This window comes from Streptococcus infantis (genome assembly GCF_047463615.1).
GTDB lineage: Bacteria > Bacillota > Bacilli > Lactobacillales > Streptococcaceae > Streptococcus > Streptococcus infantis_X.
The window spans coordinates 35054-59749 of the sequence record NZ_JASHDO010000007.1; the positions used below are offsets into that span (position 1 = coordinate 35054).

20 protein-coding genes and 1 pseudogene are annotated in these 24696 nt (G+C 38.3%); 5 read left to right on the forward strand and 16 right to left on the reverse strand.

The features are described 5' to 3' along the window. Positions 1-4: 4 nt before the first annotated feature. From QM874_RS07235 to rnc, 5 genes and pseudogenes are all read right to left on the reverse strand, one after another. Positions 5-955 (reverse strand): annotated as a pseudogene (locus tag QM874_RS07235) (helical hairpin domain-containing protein); the annotation flags it as partial. Between the two features lie 78 nt (positions 956-1033). Next, the gene (locus tag QM874_RS07240; protein WP_414316786.1) at positions 1034-1612 is read right to left on the reverse strand and encodes an HD domain-containing protein; all 579 of its coding nucleotides are present in this window, start codon (positions 1610-1612) and stop codon (positions 1034-1036) included. Positions 1613-1751: 139 nt separating this feature from the next. Next, the gene (locus QM874_RS07245) at positions 1752-2411 is read right to left on the reverse strand and encodes a trimeric intracellular cation channel family protein (protein ID WP_414316787.1); all 660 of its coding nucleotides are present in this window, start codon (positions 2409-2411) and stop codon (positions 1752-1754) included. An 87-nt stretch (positions 2412-2498) separates the two neighbouring features. After that, positions 2499-6038, reverse strand: a complete 3540-nt coding sequence (smc, locus tag QM874_RS07250; protein WP_414316788.1) for a chromosome segregation protein SMC — start codon at positions 6036-6038, stop codon at positions 2499-2501. Beyond that, the gene (rnc, locus tag QM874_RS07255) at positions 6029-6727 is read right to left on the reverse strand and encodes a ribonuclease III (RefSeq protein WP_414316789.1); all 699 of its coding nucleotides are present in this window, start codon (positions 6725-6727) and stop codon (positions 6029-6031) included. The genes smc and rnc overlap by 10 nt, the downstream gene beginning before the upstream one ends. 153 nt (positions 6728-6880) lie before the next feature. On the opposite strand from rnc, the gene QM874_RS07260 reads away from it, so the two are divergent. The 3 genes from QM874_RS07260 to ffh are packed head-to-tail and all read left to right on the forward strand — an operon-like array spanning position 6881 to position 9014. Next, positions 6881-7213: a putative DNA-binding protein gene (locus QM874_RS07260; protein WP_320692334.1), complete on the forward strand. Its 333-nt coding sequence runs from the start codon at positions 6881-6883 to the stop codon at positions 7211-7213. A gap of 2 nt (positions 7214-7215) precedes the next feature. Further along, a complete protein-coding gene (locus QM874_RS07265) occupies positions 7216-7431 on the forward strand; it encodes a 2-oxoglutarate:acceptor oxidoreductase (RefSeq protein WP_414316790.1) in 216 nt (71 codons plus the stop codon). Between the two features lie 17 nt (positions 7432-7448). After that, complete coding sequence (ffh, locus tag QM874_RS07270; RefSeq protein WP_414316791.1) at positions 7449-9014, forward strand: signal recognition particle protein; 1566 nt, start codon at positions 7449-7451, stop codon at positions 9012-9014. 31 nt (positions 9015-9045) lie between these two features. On the opposite strand, the gene QM874_RS07275 is transcribed toward ffh, so the two are convergent. Further along, positions 9046-10107 (reverse strand): hypothetical protein, encoded by a 1062-nt coding sequence (locus tag QM874_RS07275; RefSeq protein WP_414316792.1) that lies wholly within the window; start codon positions 10105-10107, stop codon positions 9046-9048. A 91-nt stretch (positions 10108-10198) separates the two neighbouring features. Then, positions 10199-12703: an SEC10/PgrA surface exclusion domain-containing protein gene (locus QM874_RS07280; protein WP_414316793.1), complete on the reverse strand. Its 2505-nt coding sequence runs from the start codon at positions 12701-12703 to the stop codon at positions 10199-10201. A 164-nt stretch (positions 12704-12867) separates the two neighbouring features. Here QM874_RS07280 and QM874_RS07285 point away from each other — a divergent pair, with 164 nt between their 5' ends. Then, the gene (locus QM874_RS07285) at positions 12868-13209 is read left to right on the forward strand and encodes a helix-turn-helix domain-containing protein (RefSeq protein ID WP_414316794.1); all 342 of its coding nucleotides are present in this window, start codon (positions 12868-12870) and stop codon (positions 13207-13209) included. 22 nt (positions 13210-13231) lie between these two features. Here the strand turns inward: QM874_RS07285 and QM874_RS07290 are convergent, their stop codons facing one another. The 6 genes from QM874_RS07290 to QM874_RS07315 form a co-directional block, all read right to left on the reverse strand. Then, entirely contained in the window at positions 13232-14125 is an 894-nt protein-coding gene (locus QM874_RS07290) for an RluA family pseudouridine synthase (protein ID WP_414316795.1), read from the reverse strand. Next, on the reverse strand, positions 14115-14576 hold the full coding sequence (gene lspA, locus QM874_RS07295; RefSeq protein WP_414316796.1) for a signal peptidase II: 462 nt from the start codon (positions 14574-14576) through the stop codon (positions 14115-14117). Before lspA ends, QM874_RS07290 begins: the two co-directional genes overlap by 11 nt. After that, positions 14573-15481, reverse strand: a complete 909-nt coding sequence (locus tag QM874_RS07300) for a LysR family transcriptional regulator (RefSeq protein WP_414316797.1) — start codon at positions 15479-15481, stop codon at positions 14573-14575. The genes lspA and QM874_RS07300 overlap by 4 nt, the downstream gene beginning before the upstream one ends. Before the next feature lie 156 nt (positions 15482-15637). Further along, on the reverse strand, positions 15638-16243 hold the full coding sequence (sodA, locus tag QM874_RS07305; RefSeq protein WP_414316798.1) for a superoxide dismutase SodA: 606 nt from the start codon (positions 16241-16243) through the stop codon (positions 15638-15640). Between the two features lie 69 nt (positions 16244-16312). Beyond that, positions 16313-17350, reverse strand: coding sequence for a DNA polymerase III subunit delta (gene holA, locus QM874_RS07310; RefSeq protein WP_414316799.1), 1038 nt, complete (start codon positions 17348-17350; stop codon positions 16313-16315). 32 nt (positions 17351-17382) lie between these two features. After that, on the reverse strand, positions 17383-18318 hold the full coding sequence (locus QM874_RS07315) for a dihydroorotate oxidase (protein WP_414316800.1): 936 nt from the start codon (positions 18316-18318) through the stop codon (positions 17383-17385). A 224-nt stretch (positions 18319-18542) separates the two neighbouring features. Here QM874_RS07315 and gdhA point away from each other — a divergent pair, with 224 nt between their 5' ends. Beyond that, on the forward strand, positions 18543-19889 hold the full coding sequence (gene gdhA, locus QM874_RS07320; RefSeq protein WP_004252585.1) for an NADP-specific glutamate dehydrogenase: 1347 nt from the start codon (positions 18543-18545) through the stop codon (positions 19887-19889). A 91-nt stretch (positions 19890-19980) separates the two neighbouring features. On the opposite strand, the gene alaS is transcribed toward gdhA, so the two are convergent. The 3 genes from alaS to csm6 form a co-directional block, all read right to left on the reverse strand. Beyond that, positions 19981-22599, reverse strand: coding sequence for an alanine--tRNA ligase (alaS, locus tag QM874_RS07325; protein WP_414316801.1), 2619 nt, complete (start codon positions 22597-22599; stop codon positions 19981-19983). A gap of 16 nt (positions 22600-22615) precedes the next feature. Then, entirely contained in the window at positions 22616-23101 is a 486-nt protein-coding gene (locus QM874_RS07330) for an LURP-one-related/scramblase family protein (protein ID WP_414316802.1), read from the reverse strand. A gap of 303 nt (positions 23102-23404) precedes the next feature. Beyond that, complete coding sequence (csm6, locus tag QM874_RS07335; protein ID WP_414316803.1) at positions 23405-24691, reverse strand: type III-A CRISPR-associated CARF protein Csm6; 1287 nt, start codon at positions 24689-24691, stop codon at positions 23405-23407. Positions 24692-24696: the final 5 nt, after the last annotated feature.

Genomic DNA, 24696 nt, shown 5'->3' on the forward strand with positions numbered 1-24696 from the left:
CTTGTTATTCCAATAGTATTTCTATACTAAATTTTTTATCAAAATCCTTATCATTCAGTACTTTTACAAACATTTCTAAATTTTTTATTAAGCTCTCATACTCATAAAGATAATGATCTAGCTCCTCTTGAAACGCTCTTATTTCTTCGCTTACTTGTTCTACTGTAATTGATTCTGGCAAATTTAATTTTGAAAAGTCATATCTTGCAAGCTTGCGACTGCTCACATCCTTGCTCTTCAAATTGATAAGCACTTCCGCCATCTTATTTAAGGTGGCGATTTTTTCATTAATTTGATTTAGTTTTATATCTATCTCTGCTATTTCTTTTACTAACTCGTCTTTAATGTCTTGGTATTTCTTATCTGCTTCAGTTAATTCAATGAAGAGGTTAATCTCAGTAATCTTTTCATGTAGACTCTTAACTGGAGATCTTCTGTATAGTATTACTCGACTATCGTTGGTTAGCTGTCTTATCAATGTTCGTCCTCTGACATACTGATTCTTATCCGAATGTTCTTTGTTATATACAAAGTATGAGGTTGTCTCACGTATAAAGATTTTATATTTTGTTTGATTCTCTTCTTCTAGAATATCTAATTGATAATTTGGAATGAAAATGAGACCACTCTGCTTAATACCAAAAGACACTTTGATATAAATGCCCTCATCAACTAGCTTCTCTATTTGGTTCTCTGCAAGTTCCACTTCAAATTCACGAACGGTATCTCGTTTTTCCTTAAATGTCTCAAAAGCTTCCTCAATCTCTTCAGTGGATACTTTATCCTTATCTCGTTCTTCTTGGAAAGCATGGTACTGTTCCTGTAAATTCTCTAATCCTTCTGAAGCACCGACTTCCTTATTTTTAAAATAATCTTGAAAAAATTTGACATCATATAATTTCTTATCACTTATTTTTTGATGACCCAAACTTATCTTTTGATTATCTTCTTCCAAAGATTCAGGATGACAAATTTAATCATATATATTTCCATTTTCCAGTTAAAAATCTATCTTCTATTGGGCCAATTGTTATTAAAAATATAAGCCCTTTTCCACACTTTCCTGAATCAAGTCTTCTATCAGTTTCCATAATTCTTCTGATTCACTTTTTATGAACTTTTTCTTTTCTAATACCATGTCTGCACTGATATTATCAGGATTATAATTGAATTCTGACACTTCCAAGTGATTTATCAGCGGTACCAAGGCGTCGATAACTCTTGCATATCTTGCTTCAGAACTCTGCCCTTTTTCAAATTCCAACCATAAATTTTTCATATTCAAATATTTCTCTTCTGGAAGGAGGCTCATTGTTTTTTCTATAGATTCTAACTCTCTATCATAAGAATGAAGCTTTTTTTCATCATCAAACACCCAAGTATCTCCAGCATAAATCTCACCTAAATCATGAATCAATAACATAGAAATTACCTTCTCCATATCCAATTTTTCAGGATAATAATCTTGAAGAACCATCGCAGCTATGGCACCCTGCCAAGAATGTTCGGCACTATTTTCAAATCTGCCATCAAGAGTTCTATTAAATCTTCTTACTGCCTTTAATTTCTCTATTTCTTTAATAAAATCAACTGAATGTTTCAAATTACTCATTTTGCTATTCCTACCTCATTCGAAATTACAAATATAATAGCAAAAATTAATCTTTACATCATTCATTTCCCGTATTTGCAAAAAAAAACGCCTAATCCACATGAGATTAGACGCTGATAATATAACTCTCGCTTATTCATCAATTCAAGGTTCTCTTATCCATATTTGGCAAAGAGAGCTTGAACTTAATAATACAAAGTCGAATCACAAAGCCAACTATCGAGAGAATGATAAAGGCAGTAATTCTTGGAAAGTGAAGGACAAAGGCCAACCAGTAATAAATAACTCCAATTACGAAAGATAGAAGGGCATAGATGTCTTCTTTAAGAACACTCGGAACTTCGTTGATTAAGAGGTCTCGGATAATACCTCCACCGGCTCCTGTTAGACAAGCCAAAATGCCAGCAGACATCAAATTTAGCTTACTGTCCACTAAGGCTGTCGCTCCAATCAAGGAGAAGATAATCAGCCCAATGGAGTCAAAGATGAGATAGGCTTCTCTCAACCACTTATAGAACTTTTTATCATGACTAGCATTGGCTTGTTTTGAAGTTACAAAGACATACATGATAACCGCTACCAGGATAGAGGCATAAATGGGGCTAGGATCTGCTAGAGAAGCTGGAAAGCGACTAATAATGGAATCTCTTAGGATTCCTCCGCCTACTGCAGTTACAATTGCCAATAAACTGATTCCAAAAATATCTAAACGTTTACCAAATCCTTTGATGGCTCCTGAAGCAGCAAAGGCTATAGTCCCAATATAATTACAGATCATTAGGAATAGATCAAAATCCATATAAGCTCCTCAAATTATTTTGTAACCCTTCTGACTTCTTGAAGGTCTTTCTATATTCTTTGCTTGAAATTTTGTAATGATAACTAATTAAGCATCCATATTCTCTAAATCTTTTAGTTTGACAGAAACAATCTTAGAAACACCAGATTCTTGCATGGTCACACCATAGATAGAGTCTGCTGCCGCCATAGTTCCCTTACGGTGGGTAACAACGATAAATTGGCTGTCCTTATCAAATCGATTGAGATAATCCCCAAAGCGTTTAACGTTTGCTTCATCGAGTGCGGCCTCTACCTCATCCAAGATAACAAACGGAATGGTCTTAACACGAATGATTGAGAAGAGCAAAGCCAGAGCTGATAAGGCCTTCTCTCCACCACTCATGAGATTGAGAGACTGAATTTTCTTACCTGGAGGTTGAACAGAGATTTCGACACCTGCTGTCAATAAATCACCTTCTGTCAGAATTAGGTCTGCTTGACCACCACCAAACATCTGCTTGAAAGTCACCTTAAAGGAATCACGAATAGCTTCAAACGTAGACTTGAAGCGCTCTTTCACTTCATCATTCATCTCTGTAATAGTCTCAAGAAGTAAGTTTTTAGCAGAAAGAATGTCATCTCGCTGACTATTCAAGAATTCCAAACGTTCATGTACTTCATCAAACTGTTCAATAGCATCCAAATTAACCGGACCAAGTGAACGAATGGATTTTTCCAAATCCTTAACCTTTTGTTCAGCGATTGCCAAATCTTCTAACGGATTGGCTTGCTCTATAGCTTCCGTATAGCTAATCTGATATTCTTCAGTCAGTTGACCTTGAAGATAGCGAAGGCGGTCTGTAATCTTCTCTTTAGTCGCTTCCGCTCGTGTTTGCTTTCGAATCCATTCTTCATTTTGCTGACGAGCTTGTTCTAAATGACTGGCAATATCATCCAGTTGTCCCTCAATGTCGTCTAGTTCAAACTGCTTACGAATAAGACCTTGTTGAATTTCTTCCTTTTGACTCTTAGCTTCTGCTTCCTGCTTGGCCAAAAGTTCTGTATCAACTTTTTCAAGATTGTCTACTTTTTCTTGCAACAGACGTTCAATCTCTTCTTGTTCAATATTGAGGTTCTCAAGTTCTTTATTGATCCGTTCAATATCTGCAACTTCATAACGCTTTTGACCTAACATTTCTGTTTTACGAAGACGCTCTTGAGAAAGTTTTTCCTGTAAGTTTTGGTAGCGTTCCTGAATAGCATTTTTATTGGACTTGATTTCTTCAATCTCAGATTCCAGCTTTTGCTTTTCGATTGCAATAACTGCGAGACGTTCTTGCCATTTTTCTTTTTCAGCTTGCCAATCTCCACCTCTGAGATTAGTTAATTCTTGCTCCTGAAGTTTCAAGAGTGTCTCAAGTTCTTCGACTTGCTGGCATGTTTGTTGATAAGCAAGATACAAGCCTTGCTCTTCTATACGAGCTTGTTCCCCTTTGGACTTAATAGTCTCCAAAGTTTGACTAAGTTCGTTCAAGGATTCTTGAACTGATTTCAGATTTTCCTCCTCTTGACGAAGAAGCTTTTCTTCTTGAGCAATTTCTTTTTGCAATTGCTCCAATTCAGGCTTGATGAAAATACTGTTATTTTGACGATTGGCACCACCAGCATAAGAACCACCTGTTCGCAATTCTGTACCATCTAAGGTTACCATCCGAACTTGATAGCGTACCTTACGAGCTGCATCACGCGCATGCTCAACTGTATCAAAGATAGCTGTGGTAGCTAGCAAGTTTTTAAAGATGGCTTCAAGCTTGGTATCAAAGGTAACCAGTTCATCTGCCATGCCAAGAAAACCTGGACTTGAGGCAATCACATCTTGATTCTGACCTGAAATGCTACGAGCCTTAATGGTTGTCAAAGGAAGGAAAGTCGCACGACCAGCTCGGTTTCGTTTAAGGAAGTCGATAGCTTTAGTCGCTGCCTGTTCGTCTTCAACGATGATGTGTTGGCTACTTGCACCGAGAGCAATCTCAAGGGCTGTCTGATAACGAACATCAAAGGTTAAATGTTCACTAACTGCTCCGATAATCCCACCTAAGCGGTTTTTCTCTTGTAAGACACTCTTAACACCTGCATAAAAATTGCTATGGTTTTTAAGAATGTTTTCCAAACTTTGTGCCTTGGCCTGCTTGTTTTTCAAACTATCTAAACAGTCGAAGAGTTGATTTTGCTGACTTTGATAAGCCTGCTTTTGTGCTTCTTCTTCTTTGGCACTTGTTTGATAGTCAGCAAGTAAAGTATGTACTTCCTCTTTAGCTGATTTTAGGGAAAGCTCTTGTTCGGTAGCCTTAGACTTGGCAGAAGCCAATTGTTCCTTCAAGGATTCTAATTGTTCTTCTTGTTTTTGAGTTTGTTGGCGACTATTTTCAAGGTCATTTTCAATACGTGTCAGCTGGTTAGACACATCAGCTTCTTCTTGCAGAAAGGCAACGAAGCGTTCACGCAATTGCTCAATCATCTGGTCTGGATCATCAGAAAAAGCTAATAACTCAGCTTCTAGATGATTGAGTTCCTTAGTATTGACAGCTAAATTTTCTTCTAACTTACTGAGATTTGCTTCTTTTTCTTCCTTCTCTTGAATGAGGGCATTTCTCTTTTCATCTAAACCAGCCAAACGAGCCTGAGCTTCTTGTTGATTAAGGGCAACTTGCTCAGTTTCTAGTTTTGATAAAGCTAACTTACGCTCTAAATCACTGATTAAGCTAGTCAAATCCAGCAAGCTTGACTGATCTTTTGCCATCTCAGCCTGCAAATCATGACGTTTCTTTTTGAGAGCTTGATTTTCTTCTTCTAAGTCTTGACGTTTTTGATAATAACCGGTTAAAAGTTCTTGGACTTGGTTTAATTCTTCTTCTGTTAGATCCAATTCAGCCTTATTGGCTTGAATTTGTGCAACCAGAACATCCAAGTAGATCGCTTTACGTTGACTATCTAGTTCCATAAATTTGCGAGCTGTTGTTGCTTGTTTTTCCAAGGGTTTGATTTGATTGTCCAGCTCATAGATGATGTCTTCTAAACGATCCAAGTTGTCTTGAGTTTGTTGAAGCTTACTTTCCGTCTCTTTACGACGAGTTTTATACTTCAAAACTCCAGCCGCTTCTTCAAAAATAGCGCGACGTTCCTCAGGTTTGGAGTTAAAGATTTCTTCGACCTTCCCTTGGGAAATGATGGAGAAAGAATCACGTCCGAGACCAGTATCTAAGAAAAGATCATGGATATCACGGAGACGAACTTTTTTGCCGTCAATCTTGTACTCACTATCTCCACTCCGATAGATATGACGTTCAACTTTGATTTCCTGGCCTGCATCCTTGATAAAGCCGTCCTGGTTATCTAGGGTAACAACCACAGAAGCATAGTTTAAAGGTTTTCTACTTTCCGTTCCTGCAAAGATGACATCAGGCATCTTCCCGCCACGCAGACTCTTGACACTAGATTCACCAAGTGCCCAACGGAGGCTTTCAGTAATATTTGATTTCCCAGAACCATTTGGTCCTACAACCGCCGTCACCCCTTGGTCAAAAAGAACCTTGGTCTTATCAGCAAAGGACTTAAAGCCTTGGATTTCAATTTCTTTTAAATACATGAATCCAGCCCTTTCTCAACTGCATTTTTAGCGGCTTCCTGCTCTGCTAATTTTTTGGAGCGTCCTTGACCGGAACCTAAACTTTGCCCCTCAACAAGGACTTGAACCTCAAACATTTTATCATGGGCTGGCCCAATCTCTGAAATCACCTGATAACGAATATCAACATCTCCATTAACTTGGAGCAATTCTTGAAGGTGGGTCTTATAGTCTTTAATCATTTCAAAATCGCCAGCTTCAACCTTAGGAATCATGACTTGGTAGATAAAGGTTTTTACAGTCTTTATATCCTTGTCTAAAAGCAGAGCACCCAAAAAGGCTTCAAAAGCGTCTCCCAAGATCGTATCTCGGTTACGACCACCAGACTTTTCCTCCCCCTTACCAAGCTTGATAAACTGGTCAAACTGACAATCACGGGCAAAACCAGCCAAACTCTCCTCACGAACAATCATAGCACGGAGTTTTGACAGATCCCCTTCTGGTTTTTTAGGGTATTTTTTAAACAAATATTCTGAAATCAATAGTTGCAGAACAGCGTCTCCTAAAAATTCCAAGCGCTCATTGTGTGAAATTTTTAAGAGGCGGTGCTCATTGGCATAACTGGTATGGGTAAAAGCTGTTTCGAGTAATTGTTTATCTGAAAAAACAAGATCAAAACGTTCTTGTAACACGGATTCTAATTCTTTCATGACTACCTCTTTCTAAAACATTATAATCCTATCCATTATATCAAAAAAAGACCTTATCGTCAGAAAATAAGAGTAAAAAAACTTATTTGCAACTTCTATCTAAAAACTATCCATAGCTAGCGAATCAGGCTTTTTTTTGGTATAATAAATCTTATGGAAATTGAAAAAACCAATCGAATGAATGCTCTTTTTGAGTTTTATGCAGCCCTTTTGACCGATAAGCAGATGAATTATATCGAACTCTACTATGCAGACGACTATAGTTTAGCTGAAATCGCTGAAGAATTTGGAGTTAGTCGTCAGGCTGTTTATGACAATATCAAACGAACTGAAAAGATTCTGGAAGACTATGAGATGAAACTCCATATGTACTCTGACTACATTGTTCGCAGTCAAATTTTTGATCAGATTTTGGATCGTTATCCAGAGGATGCTTTTCTGCAAGAGCAAATTGAGATTTTGACCAGTATTGATAATAGGGAGTAATCATGGAAAATCTTGTTGTCTATAAAGGGATACCTTGCAAACTATTAGCTGCAGAGAAACCATTTCCTGCAAGACTACAGATTATCTCGCCCAATGATATCTCCAAAGCTATGCAAATAGGCTTTAGCTGTTGGGGATATCCAAATGAAATCATGAAAGAAGTCACACCCGAAGAACTAGAGTGTTTTCAACATTTTGGACGATTTCCACTGAATTGAATAAATAGGAGAAAAAAATGGCATTTGAAAATTTAACAGAACGTTTGCAGAACGTCTTTAAAAATCTACGTAAAAAAGGAAAAATCACAGAGAGTGATATCCAAGAGGCAACCAAAGAAATTCGTCTGGCTCTTTTAGAAGCCGACGTTGCTTTGCCAGTGGTTAAGGATTTTATCAAAAAAATTCGTGAACGTGCGGTTGGTCATGAAGTCATTGACACCCTCAATCCAGCTCAACAAATCATCAAGATTGTTAATGAAGAATTGACAGAAGTCCTTGGTTCTGATACAGCTGAGATTATCAAGTCTCCAAAGATTCCTACAATCATCATGATGGTCGGTTTGCAGGGTGCTGGTAAAACAACCTTCGCAAGAAAGCTCGCTAACAAACTCAAAAAGGAAGAGGATGCTCGTCCTTTAATGATCGCGGCCGACATCTATCGTCCTGCTGCTATTGACCAGCTCAAAACACTGGGACAACAAATTGATGTTCCTGTCTTTGCTCTTGGAACTGAAGTTCCTGCAGTGGAGATTGTTCGCCAAGGTTTGGAGCAAGCTAAAGCCAACCATAACGACTATGTCTTGATCGACACTGCTGGTCGTTTGCAAATTGACGAACTTCTCATGAATGAGCTTCGTGATGTTAAAGCTCTTGCTCAACCAAATGAAATCCTTCTCGTCATCGATGCCATGATTGGTCAAGAAGCTGCTAACGTTGCGCGAGAATTTAACGCTCAATTAGAAGTTACCGGTGTCATCCTTACCAAGATTGATGGGGATACTCGTGGTGGTGCGGCCCTTTCTGTTCGTCATATCACAGGAAAACCAATCAAATTCACTGGTACTGGTGAAAAGATTACTGATATTGAAACCTTCCACCCTGACCGTATGGCCAGCCGTATTCTCGGTATGGGAGATATGCTGACTCTGATCGAGAAAGCTTCCCAAGAATACGATGAGCAAAAAGCCCTTGAAATGGCTGAAAAGATGCGGGAAAACACCTTTGATTTCAACGATTTCATCGATCAGTTGGATCAGGTGCAAAATATGGGGCCAATGGAAGATTTGCTCAAAATGATTCCTGGTATGGCCAACAATCCTGCCCTTCAAAATATGAAGGTGGATGAAAAACAAATTGCTCGCAAACGTGCCATCGTCTCATCTATGACTCCTGAAGAACGTGAAAATCCAGATTTGCTCACTCCAAGCCGTCGTCGTCGTATTGCAGCTGGTTCTGGTAATACCTTTATCGATGTCAACAAGTTCATCAAAGACTTTAACCAAGCCAAACAACTCATGCAAGGTGTCATGTCTGGTGACATGAACAAGATGATGAAGCAAATGGGCATCAACCCTAACAACCTTCCTAAAAACATGCCTGGTGGCATGGATATGTCAGCCCTTGAAGGTATGATGGGACAAGGTGGCATGCCGGATATGTCTGCTCTCGGAGGAGCTGGAATGCCCGATATGAGCCAGATGTTTGGTGGAGGTCTCAAAGGTAAAATCGGTGAATTTGCTATGAAGCAATCCATGAAACGCATGGCCAACAAAATGAAAAAAGCTAAGAAAAAACGCAAATAAAAAAGGACTCTGTTGAGTCCTTTTTTTCTAATTATCTATAAAAGAAACTTTCTGGTGAAATAACTGCTGACTGACTAATTGTCGAAGCTTCGATTAAACGGTCCTTTGTCGCATCAGATTCACCGTTATTTGAGTAGGCAGGATTGCCAGCAGGAATCAATACATATGAGAGAGGCCCATAAGGATTAGATTCTTCTAAGTTCAATGTCAAAAGAGGTAACTCTGGATTTTTACGAAAAGCAGTTACTTGGAATGTTCCTTGTTTACCCTTATGGTGTTTTATTTCTTTACTTGCAATTGTAACAATTTCTCCGCTACTATTAGTCCAATTCCCTTCAATGCTAGATACATCTCCAGCAAAAACAGAAGAAATATCAGCTTTTAATGTTGATTGTACTTCTTTTGTAACATCATCTTTATCTTTACTAGTATTTTGTTTAAAGTCGTTCCAAGTCACTTGTTTAAAATCAACTTTCTCAGATGAAATACCTAAAACTTCTGCTGGTTCATTCCCTTGAAACTGTTTAAAATCTTTCTTCACAATTTCTTCTAATTTCCCATCTTTTAATTGATAAGAGGTTGCTTCCCAGTTTGGATCAGTACCTTGACCAGCTAAATACTGTAACGTACCATCTTTATAAATCGTTAGACTACTTCTCAGCGATCCACCACCAGTACCCGCACCTTTAACAAAAACTGGTTTCCCATCTTTCAATGTGTATATAGCCGTGATAAACTCTGAATCTCCGATTAGAAGTTCCTGGGTTTTATCATTGTTAATGTCGTAAAAAGCATATTTTTTCGTATGCCCATTTTCTTTTATCTGGGCTATGTAATTCATAACCATAGTCTCTTCAGCTTCTGTTCCCTCAACTGCTGATTTGAGTGAATCATTACCGTTAGTGGACAACTTCTCAAATTTTTCAATAATCGAAGCATATTTTTCCTCTGGTTTTAACTCAATTTCAGTAGTTGATGTAGTGCTTATTTCGCTTGTTTGAGATGTTAATTCTGTTTTTTCTACTTTTCCTGAACATGCAGTCAATAAAAGTACAGAACCAAATAAAACCAAGAAACCTACCTTATTTGTCATAAAAACTCCTTCAAAAATTTATTTCATCAAATATCAATTTACAATCCCAAAAATCTTCTTACTCTCTATAGTAAGAAGACTTCTTTATATTTTATCGTTTTTTTCGTAATGTTGCAATCCCAAATGCACCCAGAATACCACCTAAAGCGATTAAAGCAACATTTGATTGTTCACCTGTCTCCGGCAGTGTTTTTGCTCGTTCTACTCGTGAATAAACTGGCTTACTTGATACTTGTTGCTGACTTGTGTAGACTTGACCATTAACAGTAACATTGCCTTTGTCATCAATAGCGAGTATCTTATTATCGTCAAGTCCTTTGTTCAAACTGTTAATGTCAAATTCTGGAAGCTCTTCAGCCGTTGGTGATCCATTAGGAATAGCAACAATTGTTCCGTCAGGCAATGTTGCAATGACGTTATCTTTTGCTTTTTCTTCCAAATCTTGAAGTTTGTCAAATTTATCTTGAATTTTATTAAGTTTTACTTGTTCAGCTTCAAGTGTGGTTGCTATTGCATCAACAAGATTTTTTGCGCTTTTAGCTTTAGCTTCAGCATTTTTAAGTGCATCTTGTTTTTCAGCTAATGTTGTTTGAGCTTTAGCCAAATTGATTGGTGTTTCAACATAAGCTTTTAGTTTTTCAGCAAGAGCTTTAGCTTCTTTAACCAAGCGGTCTTTTTCCTCAATCAATTTAGCTTTTTGAACTTTAAGAGCTTCAAGTTTTGATTCTTGTTTTGTAAGTTCAGTTTTTGAATCAGAAAGAGCTTGAACTTTTTGTTCTTGAACACGTTTAGCTGATTCAAGAGCTGATTTAGCATCATCAAGAGCTTGTTTCTTAGAAGCAAGGTCAGCTGAGAAGTTATCAACTGCTTTTTGAGCTTCAGCTTGACGTTTTTGTGCGCTGTCAAGAGCAAGTTTTGCAAGACGCAAGTTGTTTTCAGCAACAGTACTTTGGATTGGTGTAGCAGTAGCATCAGCCAATGTCTTTTCTGCTGAAGTTTTAAGGTCTAAAGCGTTAGCATAGTCAGTTGATGCTTGTTTAAGAGCATCATTTGCTTTTTCTGAAGCAGTTTGAGCTGTATCTTTTTCAGCTTTAGCGTCTTCATAAGCTTTTTGAATAGCTTCAACATTTGTTGGGTTTACAAGAGTTGTACCTTTATTGCTAAATGCAATTACAAGCCAGTAATCACCGTTGATGTTTGCAATATCAAGACCAACGTTTTTAGCAAAATTAAGGTTAGCTTTTAAGTGTCCCCAGTTTGAATGAGCGTCATCAAATGATGTACCTAGCAAAGCTTTAACAACAGCTTCTTTGAGGTCATACATTGATTTGAAGTCATCTTTTGAACCTAGACGTTCTAGGTTTTCAACACCAGCTCCAATGTGTCCGTGTGTAAGTGGGCTCTTACCACGTTGTTCGTATTCACGTGCACGACTAGTTGCTAATTCGATAGCTTCTTTAGTAACGCCAGTGTTTTCTTTTGATGCAACAAGATATTTACTATTGTCTTTTAATTGTTCACGAATTTGTTTTAATCCGTCAGCGTATAAATGTGAAATAGCTTCTTTTTGAGCATCTGTTAAATTGTCGATGTCAACAGGTTGATTTTTAGCGTTTTTACCAATGGAAATTTCTGTGTTTTCAATCGCTTTAACGCCAGAGTCAGTCATGAAGTCATCATCACCTGATGCGATGTCTTCTTTGAATTGAGTCAAGTCTGGAATTTTGACAATATCAACGCTATCTAGAGCTTTAGTAGCTTTAGTGAGTTTGTCTTCAGCTTGAGAAAGTGTTGATGTAGCATTATTAGCTTTTGTGGTTGCTGAAGCTAGGCTTTCTTTAGTTTCATTAACTAGAGTTGTTTTAGCGTTAACATCTGTTTTAGCGTTGTCAATAGCTTCTTGACGTTTTTCGTCAGCTTTCTTAGCATCAGTCAAAGCTGTGTCTGCAAGAGTAACATTCTTTTCAGCACCTTTAGTTTCAGCTTTAGCTTCATTAAGTTTATCTTCAGCTTGAGCAAGACCAGTTCCTGAAAATGCGTCTTTAGCTGATTTAACTTGAGTTTCTTTAGCAGAAACATCAGCGTTAGCATCTTTTAGTTCTTGTTCTGTGTTAGATACTTGTGTTTGAGCTTTGTTTATAGCTTCAGTTTGAGTTGCGATGTTTGCATCAGCAGTAGATGTTTCTTTCGCATTAGCGTCTTGGTCAGCAAGGTTAGCTTTCTGGTCAGCTTTATTAGCATCAATGTTTTGAGGTGTAGCTTTAGAAGCAACTTCTTCAGCGTGTTTAACATTTTCAGTAGCTTTAGTTACATCAGCTTGAGCGTTAGACACTTGCTTGTTAGCTTCATCAGTTTTAGCTTGTGCATCAGTAAGTTGTTCTTTAGTTTGTTTCACAACTTCCTTTTGTGCATCAAGAGCTGGTTTTACGTCTGATGATTTTTCAACAGTTTTTGTTGTAGGTTTTTCAACGATAGCTGGTTCATTGACACTTGTTGCCGTAGCTAGTTCAGAGTTAGCTTCTTGAGCAAGTGCAGGCACACCAGCTGATGCAAGTCCAATAACTGCTGTACTTGTCAGAATTTGCAATTTTTTCATCAATTTCTCCTTTAATCACTTATTGAGTGATTTTTATAGTTTCATTATATTATTTTATCATTTATTAGTGTAATATTCAACACTTAATATTTTTTTAAGTGTAATTTATGCTACTTATTATTTATAATTTTTATCTTTACAATAATAAGTGAAGGTAAAAAAATATGAATCAAAATAACTTACAAACATTTATTGCAAAAAGAATTAGATATTTACGTCTTACAAAAGGATTAAGTCAAGAGAAACTATCTGAATTGGCAGGATTGGGTTCTAAACATATTCATAACATCGAAAATGAGAAATATAATTTTCAAATACAAACACTGAATAAAATTCTAACTGCTCTTGAAGTAGATGAAAGAACTTTTTTTAACTTTGATTTCCCAATCCAAAGTAAAGAAATAGAAAACATCATCAGACAACTTGAACAGCTTCCAGAACCACAAAAATCAGATATAATTGACGCAATATCGACTTTATTAAATAATATAAATAAACGCAAATAAAAAGGACTCAATTGAGTCCTTTTTATTGTTCATTTCTAAGTTTCTCCAAGGTTTGCTTGAATATTTCTGGAATATCAGCAGTAAATTCCAGCGTTTTAGCCGTTCTTGGATGGGTAAATCCTAGCGTCTTGGCATGGAGAAATTGCCCATGTCCCTTTAGGGTTTTACGAGGACCGTATACCTCATCACCAGCGACAGGATGACCGATATAAGCCATGTGCACACGGATTTGATGAGTTCGTCCTGTTTCCAGTTGTAATTCCAGTAAGGTATAATCACCAAAGCGTTCCAAGACTTGGAAACGGGTCACTGCTGGTTTTCCTTTAGCAGTCACGGCCTGTTTCTTACGGTCTTTTTCGCTTCGACCAATCGGCGCCTCAATGACTCCACGGTCATTGGGAAGATTTCCATGAACGATAGCCCAATATTTACGAAGAGATTTCTTGTCCTTGAGTTCTTGGGCAAGTGCTAAATGCGCTTCATCATTTTTAGCAACCATGAGAAGCCCAGATGTGTCCTTATCGATACGATGAACAATCCCTGGTCGAAGCACACCATTGATTCCTGATAAGTCTTTGATATGATACATAAGGGCATTCACCAAGGTACCACTGGTATGACCAGCACTTGGATGAACGACCATGCCCTGAGGTTTATTAACTACTGCTACATCCTCATCTTGGTAAATAATTTCTAAAGGAATATCTTCAGCTACATACTCCAAAACATCTGGTTCGGGAATTTGATAAGTGATCATATCTCCTTCTTGGACCGTATACTTGGCTTTCTTGACCTGGCCGTTGACCAAGACTTGACCAGACTTGATTTGTTCATTGGCGAGACTACGAGACAATTCTGTCAAATCTGACAAAGCCTTATCTAAACGTAGTCCACCTGTTTCAATTCTAATTTCCATTCATTTCCTCTTTTAGCATTGCAATCATCAGTACGATAACACCGACTGTCAGATAACTATCGGCTACGTTGAAAATAGCAAAATTGACAAAGTCCAAGTGGAACATATCCACGACAAATCCTTGACTAACGCGATCAATGAAGTTTCCCAGACCACCTGCAATAATCAGAACCAATCCAAAGACTGTCCAGATGGAATCCTCTATATGCTTGTGCAAATACCAGATAGCCCCTGCCATAACCACTAAAGTAATCACTGCAAAAAACCACTGTTGATCTTGAAGCATAGAGAAGGCTGCCCCCCTATTTTGCAGATAAGTCAAACTGACCAGATTTGGGATCCATGATTTAATTTCACCAAGAGCAATATTCTGAACGACATAAGATTTTACCAATTGGTCTAACACTATTAAGAGTGCTATGACTCCTGCTACTATTCCTCTTTTTTTCATGACTTCCTCTTCTGATCAAAATATTCTTGCATGACTTCTACGAAAAGAGTTCCAGCCTGACTAAGCTCCACTTCCTCACGTTTAACATAGACCATGCGATTATCCAAATTATCCTTGAGACGAATGACTGTAATCCCATTAACACTGTCACTATCTAAAAATCCAGAACCTGTCGCATAAGCATCCGTCCGCTCCAAAATACCATTCAAGGTAGCACGATCTGTCACATTGAACATCTGAGAACTGGCACTTGTATCCACAAAGTTTTCTGAGTAATAAAGATATTCATCCTTTTCTTGCGTGAATCGAACCGTTGGTAAATCTGTCAAATCCTCCATAACCAACTCTTTTTTCTTAGCTAAGGGGTGACCTTCACGTAGATAAATATGCGTTTGGAAAGGGATCAACTCAATTACTTCAAGACCTAATTTTTCAATCCGTTGCATAATACCCTTTTGGTTTTGATTGTTGAGGTAAATAATCCCAATCTCACTATGCCCTTGGGCTACTTCATCCAAAATCTGAACAGTTGTAGATTCAAAAATACGAAAATTCTTATAGTCAGGATATTGTTGCGAAAAAGCTGTAATGGTTGGTGGCAAGAAATCATAGTGCTGGCTGGCTATTGAAAACTCATCTTTCTCCTCTTCAGGATTAGCATACTGGTTCTGGAAAACATCAAATCCCTTAACCAACTCTTGTGCCTTTTCATAAAATTCCATCCCACGACGTGTAAGAAAAGTTCCTGAACTGGTTCTACGAAAAATCTTGAAGCCAAGCTCTTTTTCCAAGTCTCTTACAGAAATAGATAGACTGGGTTGGCTAACGTACATCTTCTCAGCCGCTTCACGAAAAGTACCACTATTTGCAATAGCAACAACGTAGCGTAATTGTTGAATATTCATGATTTCTCCTTCGTTTTCTATCTTATCATTATACCATAAATAAAGCCTATCCAACAAAGGAAAATCATGAGACAGTTACTTCTAAAAAAGGCAAACAAAAAACACCTTTAAAGCTAGACCCAAAATCCAACTAAAAAGGGGTGTTATCAAATGCGATTATTTAGCTGCTGCGTAGAGTTCGTCTACTTTATTCCAGTTGATAACTGAGAAGAAAGCTTTGATGTAGTCAGGACGAACGTTACGGTATTTCACGTAGTAAGCATGTTCCCAAACATCCAAGCCCAAGATTGGTTTTTTACCTTCTGAGATAGGTGTGTCTTGGTTTGCAGTTGAAGTCACTTCAAGCTTACCTTCTTTGTTAACAACCAACCATGCCCATCCAGAGCCAAAACGAGTTGTTGCTGCTGCAGTGAAGGCTGCTTGGAATTCTTCGAATGAACCGAAAGTTTCATCGATTGCTACTGCAAGTTCTGCTGATGGAGCTGTTTTCTCAGGAGTCATCAATTCCCAGAAAAGAGCGTGGTTCAAGTGTCCACCACCATTGTTGATAAGCGCTTGACGGATATCAGCTGGGATAGATTCAACATCTGCAAGCAAAGCTTCAAGGTCTTCACCGATTTCAGGGTGTTTTTCAAGAGCTGCATTTGCATTGTTAACGTAAGTTTGGTGGTGTTTGTCATGGTGCAAGTGCATTGTTTCAGCATCGATGTATGGTTCTAATGCATCGTATGCGTATGGAAGTTCTGGTAAGATAATAGCCATCTGTAATACCTCTTTTTCTTTCTATATAAAGATGATAACGCAATCATCCTATTTTTTCAAGTTATTTGCTCAATTTGACTGGCTAGCAATCTGCAACAAAGCCTTCTCAAACAGGTAGCCTTTCTCATAAACTCCTGTCTTAATTTGGTAATCAGCTTGGATGAGATGACGAATAGAATTCTGGAGAAAATCAAGGGATAGTCTTCGAGAATCACGAAGGGCAAATTTGATTTGGTAGGGATTAGGATTGCGACCAATATAGTGACCCAAACTGCTGACCATCTGTGATTCTGTCTGACCAGACTCTTGCAATATTTTTACCTGTGTATAGAGTCTAAACTGCCCCAGCATAATGGCAATCAGTTTAATCTCATCTTCACCCTGTAAGGTCAAATCTTTAACTAAATCTCGTGCCTGATCAATTTTCTTAGTTAATATTAATTGGGTCAAATCAAAAATATTATCCTGCAAAGTCTTTGGAATGGCTTCAACAATATCTTCTTCTGTTATCAGACCACTATCCTTATAAGACTGTAAGAAGAGCAGGTTTTTCTGAATTTCACTGAATTGAAAACTAGATTTGATAAGCAACTGTTCAAAGGAATTTCCATCAAAAGTAAGTCCTTGTTCCTGAGTCCACTTTTGAAAATAGGCTCGCAACTCTTGCTCTTTAGGTTCAAGAGCCTCAAACACAGTTGCATCTCTCTTGAGTAATTTGACCAAACGTCTCTTGCTATCTAACTTGCCTTCAGCAAAGATTACTAATTTACTTGAGGGTACAGGATTTTCCAGATAGTCTTCAAAGGCCTTGAGCTCATCATCAGTTAGATAGCGTTTTTTAGCAGTTGTAATATCGAGAAAATGATCTAGGATCACAATTTTTTCATCCGCAAAGAAAGGAAGACTGACCAACTCTAGCTCCAAGCTTTTGTAGTCTACTTCTTTCATATCAAAATAAGCAAAATTCAAATCTGCAGGATCGTATCCGATTTGCTTTAGAACCTGAGTTTTCATGATGTCATACTGTCCTTGATCAGCCCCTGTAAACAGGGTCAAACTAGGAAGATTCGCTAAGGATAGCTTTCGACTTTCTTCTATGGCTAGCATTTATTCTCCTTTCTTTTTAATTTAACTTCTGTTTAATCCATATAATTCAATTTTCCGCGGAAATCCTCTAGGCTTTGGTATCCTTTTTCCGACATAATTTCTTTGAGTTCCCTTGTAATACGCTCAAAAGCACCTACACCTTCTTTATGAAGAGTAGTTCCTACTTGTACCATGCTAGCACCACATAGGATATGTTCAAAGGCATCACGACCCGTTAATACTCCACCAGTTCCGATGATTTGAATTTGAGGATTTAAGCGTTGATAAAAAGCATGGACGTTGGCAAGGGCAGTTGGTTTGATGTATTCTCCACCAATTCCACCAAAGCCGTTCTTAGGACGAATCACGACAGACTCGTCTTCTATATAAAGACCATTTCCAATAGAGTTGACACAATTGACAAACTTGAGTGGGTATTTGTTGAAAATTTCTGCTGCCTGGTCGAAGTGAACAATATCAAAATAAGGTGGAAGCTTAATTCCAAGAGGTTTTGTAAAGTAGGCAAAGACTTCTGACAAGATACGGTCTGTTGTTTCAAAATCATAGGCAATCTGAGGCTTACCTGGAACATTTGGGCATGAGAGATTGAGTTCAGTTAAACCACGGAAATCACTTTCTTGCACCTTTTTTAAGATGGTATGAGTTTCCTCTGGAGACATTCCAACTAAAGAGAGAAAGAAGGTACGATTTGGTTCCTTTTCTTGCAATTCCAAAAGGTAGTTCAAGTAATAGTCGAAACCATTATTTGGCAGACCCATAGAGTTGATAGAGCCAAGTGGAACATCTTGGTAGCGTGGTTCAGGATTCCCCTGACGAAATTCCAAGGTTGCTGTTTTAGTGACAAAGGTTCCTGCTGCTGAGTTTTTAACACCTTCCAATTCCTCAATGGTCATACAAGCAACTCCTGCCGCATTCATCAAGCAATTATCAAATTCAAAACCAGCAATCTGTGTTTTAGTTGATACCATGATTCTGTTCCTCCAGATTCCTTTTTATGTCTATTATTATACCATACTTTGGCAGGACTCTTTTAATAAAACTAATCCTATAAAAAGTTCTTATTCAGCTAATAAAACTAGCTAATCCAAATTGAAAGAATTTTTAGAAAATTTGTGTTTTTTTCTTTACACTGAAAAAATTTTCTGCTATAATGACTCATGTAATAAAATATGACAACAAAAAGGAGAACGATATGACATCTGCTAAAGAATATATCCAAAGCGTGTTTGAAACTGTAAAAGCTCGTAACGGGCATGAGGCTGAATTTCTCCAGGCGGTTGAAGAATTCTTCAGCACTTTGGAACCTGTCTTTGAAAAACACCCTGAGTATATTGAAGAAAATATCTTAGCGCGTATCACTGAGCCTGAGCGCGTAATTTCTTTCCGTGTTCCTTGGGTTGACCGTGATGGAAAAGTTCAAGTTAACCGTGGTTACCGTGTTCAATTCAACTCAGCTGTTGGACCATATAAAGGCGGACTTCGTTTCCACCCAACTGTAAACCAAGGGATCTTGAAATTCCTCGGATTCGAACAAATCTTTAAAAACGTTTTGACTGGACTTCCAATCGGTGGAGGTAAAGGTGGATCAGACTTCGATCCTAAAGGCAAAACTGATGCTGAAGTAATGCGCTTCTGCCAAAGCTTCATGACTGAATTGCAAAAATACATCGGACCATCTCTTGACGTACCTGCTGGTGATATCGGTGTTGGAGGACGTGAGATTGGTTACCTTTACGGACAATACAAACGTCTTAACCAATTTGATGCTGGTGTCTTGACTGGTAAACCTCTTGGATTTGGTGGTAGCTTGATTCGTCCAGAAGCAACTGGTTATGGATTGGTTTACTACACTGAAGAAATGCTTAAAGCAAACGGCAACAGCTTTGCAGGTAAGAAAGTTGTGATTTCAGGTTCTGGTAACGTAGCTCAATACGCTCTTCAAAAAGCAACTGAACTTGGTGCAACTGTTATCTCTGTATCTGACTCAAATGGTTATGTCATCGATGAAAATGGTATCGACTTCGACCTTTTGTCAGATGTTAAAAACAACCGTCGTGCTCGTTTGACTGAGTATGCTGCAGAAAAACCAACTGCTACATACTACGAAGGTTCTGTATGGACTTACACTGGAAACTACGATATCGCTCTTCCATGTGCGACTCAAAACGAAATCAACGGTGAAGCTGCGAAACGTTTGGTTGCTCAAGGCGTTATCTGTGTCTCTGAAGGAGCTAACATGCCTAGCGACCTTGAAGCTATCAAAGTCTACAAGGAAAATGGAATCCTTTACGGACCTGCCAAAGCTGCCAATGCTGGTGGTGTAGCTGTATCTGCTCTTGAAATGAGCCAAAACAGCCTTCGTCTTTCATGGACACGTGAAGAAGTTGACGGTCGTTTGAAAGACATCATGACTAACATCTTCAATACTGCTAAAACAACTGCAGAAACATACGGTCTTGGTACTGACTACCTTGCAGGTGCAAACATTGCAGCCTTTGAAAACGTAGCAAACGCTATGATTGCTCAAGGGATTGTTTAATTTCAAGTAACTACTTAACTCCTCACTCCTGTGAGGAGTTTTTTCTTATACAATAAAAAAGACCTATCCGAATAGATAGATCTTTATTTTCTTATAATTTACCTGCTACCGCATCCAACAATTCTTGGATTTTTGCTTGGTTGCTTCCTCCTGCCATGGCCATGTCTGGTTTACCACCACCACGTCCATCGACGATTGGAGCTAATTCTTTAATCACATTACCTGCATGCACTTCTTTTGTCTTGCTGGCTACAAGGACATTGACCTTGTCACCAATGGCTGCGACAAGAACAAGCACATCAGAGTAATCTTTTTGTTTCCAGTTATCCGCAAAGGTACGAAGGGCACCTGCATCTGATACTGAAACTTGGCTGGCAATGTAACGGTGGCCGTTTGCTTCTTGAACATTCTTGAAGACATCACCTGCTGCTGCCGCTGCTGCTTTTTCCTTCAATTCTGCATTTTCTTTTTGCAATTGACGGAGTTGTTCTTGAAGACCTTCCACCTTATGAGGCACTTCCTTGAGTTGAGGGGCTTTCAAGGTTGCTGCGACTGCTTTCAGAGCATCTTCTTGTTCACGGTAAGCTTCAAAGGCTTCCTTACCAGTCACTGCCAAGATACGACGAGTTCCTGATCCGATTCCTTCTTCTTTGACAATCTTGAAGAGTCCGATTTCAGAAGTATTGCCTACGTGGGTACCACCACAGAGCTCCACCGAGTAATCTCCGATAGTAACAACACGAACTTCCTTACCGTATTTCTCACCAAAGAGGGCCATAGCTCCCATTTCTTTAGCAGTGTCAATGTCTGTCTCAACTGTTTCTACTGCGATGGCTTCCCAAATCTTCTCATTGACTTGTTGCTCAATAGCACGCAATTCTTCAGGAGTGACAGCTTGGAAGTGAGTGAAGTCAAAGCGTAGGAATTCTACCTCATTCAGAGATCCCGCCTGAGTGGCGTGGTGGCCAAGGATATTGTGAAGAGCTGCATGGAGCAAGTGAGTAGCTGTATGGTTCTTCATGACACGATGACGACGATTGCTATCGATAGCCAAGGTGTATTCTTGGTTCAAAGCAAGAGGACCAAGAACTTCAACGGTATGGAGTGGTTGTCCGTTTGGTGCTTTTTGAACATCTGTCACTGTCGCTACAACATTTCCTTGAGCATCCATGATTTGACCTTGGTCCGCAACCTGTCCACCCATTTCAGCGTAGAATGGTGTTTCCGCAAAGATAAGAGATGCAGTTCCTTCAGATACAGCCTCTACTTCTGCATTATCAGCTACGATTGCCACCAATTTAGAAGACAATTGGCTAGCATTGTAGTTGAAGACACTTTCTACAGTGATGTTTTGAAGGGTTTCGTTTTGCATCCCCATAGATCCGCCTTTGACAGCAGATGCACGCGCACGTTCTTGTTGTTCCTTCATAGCTGCTTCAAAACCTTCACGGTCTACAGTCATACCAGCTTCTTCAGCGATTTCTTCTGTCAATTCTACTGGGAATCCATAAGTGTCGTACAATTTAAAGACATCTGAACCAGCAATGACAGATTGTCCTTTTTCTTTCAAGTCTGCTACGATGCCTTGGGCAAAGTGTTGACCTGAGTGAAGAGTACGAGCAAATGACTCTTCTTCGCTCTTAACGATTTTTTCGATAAAGTCACGTTTTTCAAGAACTTCTGGGTAGTAGCTTTCCATGATTTTTCCAACAGTTGGAACGAGTTTATAAAGGAAAGGTTCGTTGATACCCAATTTTTGACCATGCATAGAGGCACGACGAAGAAGACGACGGAGGACATAACCACGACCTTCATTTCCAGGAAGGGCACCATCACCAATCGCAAATGAAAGAGAACGGATGTGGTCAGCGATGACCTTAAAGCTCATGTTGTCGCCATCTTGGTCGTAAACCTTACCAGATAATTTCTCAACTTCTCGAATGATAGGCATGAAGAGGTCTGTTTCAAAGTTAGTCTTAGCACCTTGGATAACCGCCACCAAACGCTCCAAACCAGCGCCCGTATCAATGTTTTTGTGTGGCAATTCCTTGTATTCGCTACGAGGGACAGCAGGGTCAGCGTTAAATTGTGACAAAACAATGTTCCAGATTTCGATATAGCGGTCGTTTTCAATATCTTCTGCAAGCAAGCGAATACCGATATTTTCTGGGTCAAAGGCTTCCCCACGGTCAAAGAAGATCTCTGTATCTGGTCCAGAAGGACCAGCACCGATTTCCCAGAAGTTATCCTCGATTGGAATCAAGTGACTTGGGTCCACTCCCACTTCAATCCAGCGGTTGTAAGAATCTGTATCAGCTGGATAATAAGTCATGTAAAGTTTTTCAGCTGGGAAGTCAAACCATTCAGGACTTGTCAAAAGCTCGTAAGCCCAAGTAATGGCTTCGTCACGGAAGTAATCTCCGATTGAGAAGTTCCCCAACATTTCAAACATAGTATGGTGACGAGCAGTCTTCCCTACGTTTTCGATATCATTGGTACGGATGGCTTTTTGAGCATTGGTAATCCGTGGGTTCTCAGGGATAATAGTCCCATCAAAGTATTTTTTAAGAGTCGCAACCCCTGAGTTGATCCACAAAAGTGTTGGGTCATTGACAGGAACCAAGCTTACTGATGGTTCTACAGAGTGGCCTTTACTTGCCCAGAAATCAAGCCACATTTGGCGGACTTGTGCACTAGATAATTGTTTCATTTGTATCTCCTTTTTACTAATTTGATTGGCTTTCTAGCATTTCTACATAGTCAATAGCGACACAGAGGGAAATGACTAGGTCTGCATAAGAGTCTTCATAGACAGTTACAGTATAAGTTGAGGTTAAATGGAAAAGTTCCTTGGTAATCTCAGCAATCACTTGGTCACGATCATCCAGCAATTTAAAATTCAAATCCCAGACATTTCCTTCGATACGAAGACCGAGATTGTCAAACTCATACTTATCTCTGAAGAAAGTCAACTTCTTTCGGATATAAAAATGATCTCCATTACTCAGTTGAATTTCAAAACGAGGTAGGAAAGTTAAGACTTCCTTACTAATCTCACTGACCTGTTCACCAGCAACATCATAGATGGTAAAGGTTTTAGGAATCTTAAAAAATGAACCTTCAACCTGATAGGCGACATTGCCCAACTCATCCTTGATATCAAAGCGTTCACCACCTAGGCGAAATTTTTGTTTAACAAGAAATGTTCTCATAAACACCTCCAAAAATAAAAGACAAATCCATATCACGAAGGGCGAAAAACCGCGGTACCACCTTCATTCAATGAACTTGTCATTCTTGATTCTTATGCAATTGTTGGATTGAGTAGCATGATTTTCTATCTTAGATGGCTCGCAGCACCGCCAATTCTCTGAACTAAGATGGAGAGAAAATCAATTCTCAACTCTAGTATTATATCGCTTTTTGGGTTGGGAGTCAAGAGACTTTTTCCCAATATAAAATCTCCAAGTAGTTCTTCAATATGAGATTTGTTTATTAAGGTCTTGTCACACTTATTAACGAAGTAAGTCTAACATTTCGCGATTAAGTTCTTCATAAAAAGTAAAGTATTTATCATCAATATGATATGTATCTTGCAAGATGAAACGTAAACTTTCAATTGTTTGAGACAATTTTTTAGAATTAACTAAATTATCATTAATTTCCGATAGACCGTGGGCAACTTTATTTCTTTCATTGTTTAAAGAAATGAAAACTCTTAGTGAGTCAATTAATTCTGGGCAAGAGTTGTAAAATTCTAATATTTTAGTGTATGAAATTAGATTTAAAGTTGATGTAGGTGAGTAATCATCTTTTTCTTCGTCACTACCATTTTGTGATTTTTTATATTCTCTATCCAAATAACTGAGAATTTCTTTAAAATCTTGATGTTCTTCATTTAGCTTGGGCAACTTCTTTTTATATTTTATAAGAGTCGGATAGTTCTTTTTTAGTCTTTCTTCTATTATAAATTCAACTAATGATTTTGACTTGATTAAGACATCTGCTACTTGTCCTCGTTTATTGAGAATTTCAATTAATAAATAATAATTGAGAGCAGTTTTTTCAACATCTAAAATAGGAAGTTCCTTTATCTCAAAAAGGGTTGTCTGTTTTTTAAAAACACTTACTAAATCTTTTAGAATGACTCTTAAACGATATAACTTTTTCTTAGAGAGCAATTTATTGTATTCTTTCCTAGCAACTAATTCTTCTGCAGCAAGATAATCATAAGAAGAGATTAAATTTCTTAAATGGCGCTTGATAAGAGACTGATTAAATTTTTCAGCTTCATCTTTGATTGTACGATCTTCGTAATCCTTTTGGTTATCCTCGTTCTCGTCAAAAAGCTTCTGTTCATCTTCACTTGACAGTGGTACATACTTTCTGTTTGCAGATTTGTTAGGAGTTGCAACCTGTATGGCCTGCGTATTATAATCATTAATTCGATTTAAGGCAAATAAAGCAGAAATAATCTGAGGTGTCCCTGAGGATAGATTTAAGATTAATTGATGATCTGTTCCAGAATATTTTTCAATAATCTGTCCCATCACTTCATACATTTTATCAAACAGATAGACTTCATCATTTTTCAATATGATTGATTCAATAAACACTTTAGGATGATAACCCTCTATTGAACATAATGCTTTCTCAACAAGATCTTTTTTTACTATCATTTCTTCACTATAAACCAAAACAATTTGTTCAGGTCTATATGTTCGAGCAATATGTAATAAAGCTGCATCTCGATTATTGCTTATCGGATCTGTCGTTCCAACTGCTGAAATTAAAATTTCCAAGATAT

What these genes read in the sequence shown, in the direction of transcription:
- QM874_RS07300 (WP_414316797.1), bottom strand. Translation starts at nt 15,481, where the DNA reads ATGAATATTCAACAATTACGCTACGTTGTTGCTATTGCAAATAGTGGT.
- smc (WP_414316788.1), bottom strand. Translation starts at nt 6,038, where the DNA reads ATGTATTTAAAAGAAATTGAAATCCAAGGCTTTAAGTCCTTTGCTGAT.
- holA (WP_414316799.1), bottom strand. Translation starts at nt 17,350, where the DNA reads ATGCTAGCCATAGAAGAAAGTCGAAAGCTATCCTTAGCGAATCTTCCT.
- QM874_RS07330 (WP_414316802.1), bottom strand. Translation starts at nt 23,101, where the DNA reads ATGAGAACATTTCTTGTTAAACAAAAATTTCGCCTAGGTGGTGAACGC.
- QM874_RS07245 (WP_414316787.1), bottom strand. Translation starts at nt 2,411, where the DNA reads ATGGATTTTGATCTATTCCTAATGATCTGTAATTATATTGGGACTATA.
- lspA (WP_414316796.1), bottom strand. Translation starts at nt 14,576, where the DNA reads ATGAAAAAAAGAGGAATAGTAGCAGGAGTCATAGCACTCTTAATAGTG.
- rnc (WP_414316789.1), bottom strand. Translation starts at nt 6,727, where the DNA reads ATGAAAGAATTAGAATCCGTGTTACAAGAACGTTTTGATCTTGTTTTT.
- QM874_RS07285 (WP_414316794.1), top strand. Translation starts at nt 12,868, where the DNA reads ATGAATCAAAATAACTTACAAACATTTATTGCAAAAAGAATTAGATAT.
- QM874_RS07280 (WP_414316793.1), bottom strand. Translation starts at nt 12,703, where the DNA reads ATGAAAAAATTGCAAATTCTGACAAGTACAGCAGTTATTGGACTTGCA.
- QM874_RS07275 (WP_414316792.1), bottom strand. Translation starts at nt 10,107, where the DNA reads ATGACAAATAAGGTAGGTTTCTTGGTTTTATTTGGTTCTGTACTTTTA.
- QM874_RS07315 (WP_414316800.1), bottom strand. Translation starts at nt 18,318, where the DNA reads ATGGTATCAACTAAAACACAGATTGCTGGTTTTGAATTTGATAATTGC.
- QM874_RS07260 (WP_320692334.1), top strand. Translation starts at nt 6,881, where the DNA reads ATGGAAATTGAAAAAACCAATCGAATGAATGCTCTTTTTGAGTTTTAT.
- QM874_RS07240 (WP_414316786.1), bottom strand. Translation starts at nt 1,612, where the DNA reads ATGAGTAATTTGAAACATTCAGTTGATTTTATTAAAGAAATAGAGAAA.
- ffh (WP_414316791.1), top strand. Translation starts at nt 7,449, where the DNA reads ATGGCATTTGAAAATTTAACAGAACGTTTGCAGAACGTCTTTAAAAAT.
- alaS (WP_414316801.1), bottom strand. Translation starts at nt 22,599, where the DNA reads ATGAAACAATTATCTAGTGCACAAGTCCGCCAAATGTGGCTTGATTTC.
- sodA (WP_414316798.1), bottom strand. Translation starts at nt 16,243, where the DNA reads ATGGCTATTATCTTACCAGAACTTCCATACGCATACGATGCATTAGAA.
- QM874_RS07265 (WP_414316790.1), top strand. Translation starts at nt 7,216, where the DNA reads ATGGAAAATCTTGTTGTCTATAAAGGGATACCTTGCAAACTATTAGCT.
- gdhA (WP_004252585.1), top strand. Translation starts at nt 18,543, where the DNA reads ATGACATCTGCTAAAGAATATATCCAAAGCGTGTTTGAAACTGTAAAA.
- QM874_RS07290 (WP_414316795.1), bottom strand. Translation starts at nt 14,125, where the DNA reads ATGGAAATTAGAATTGAAACAGGTGGACTACGTTTAGATAAGGCTTTG.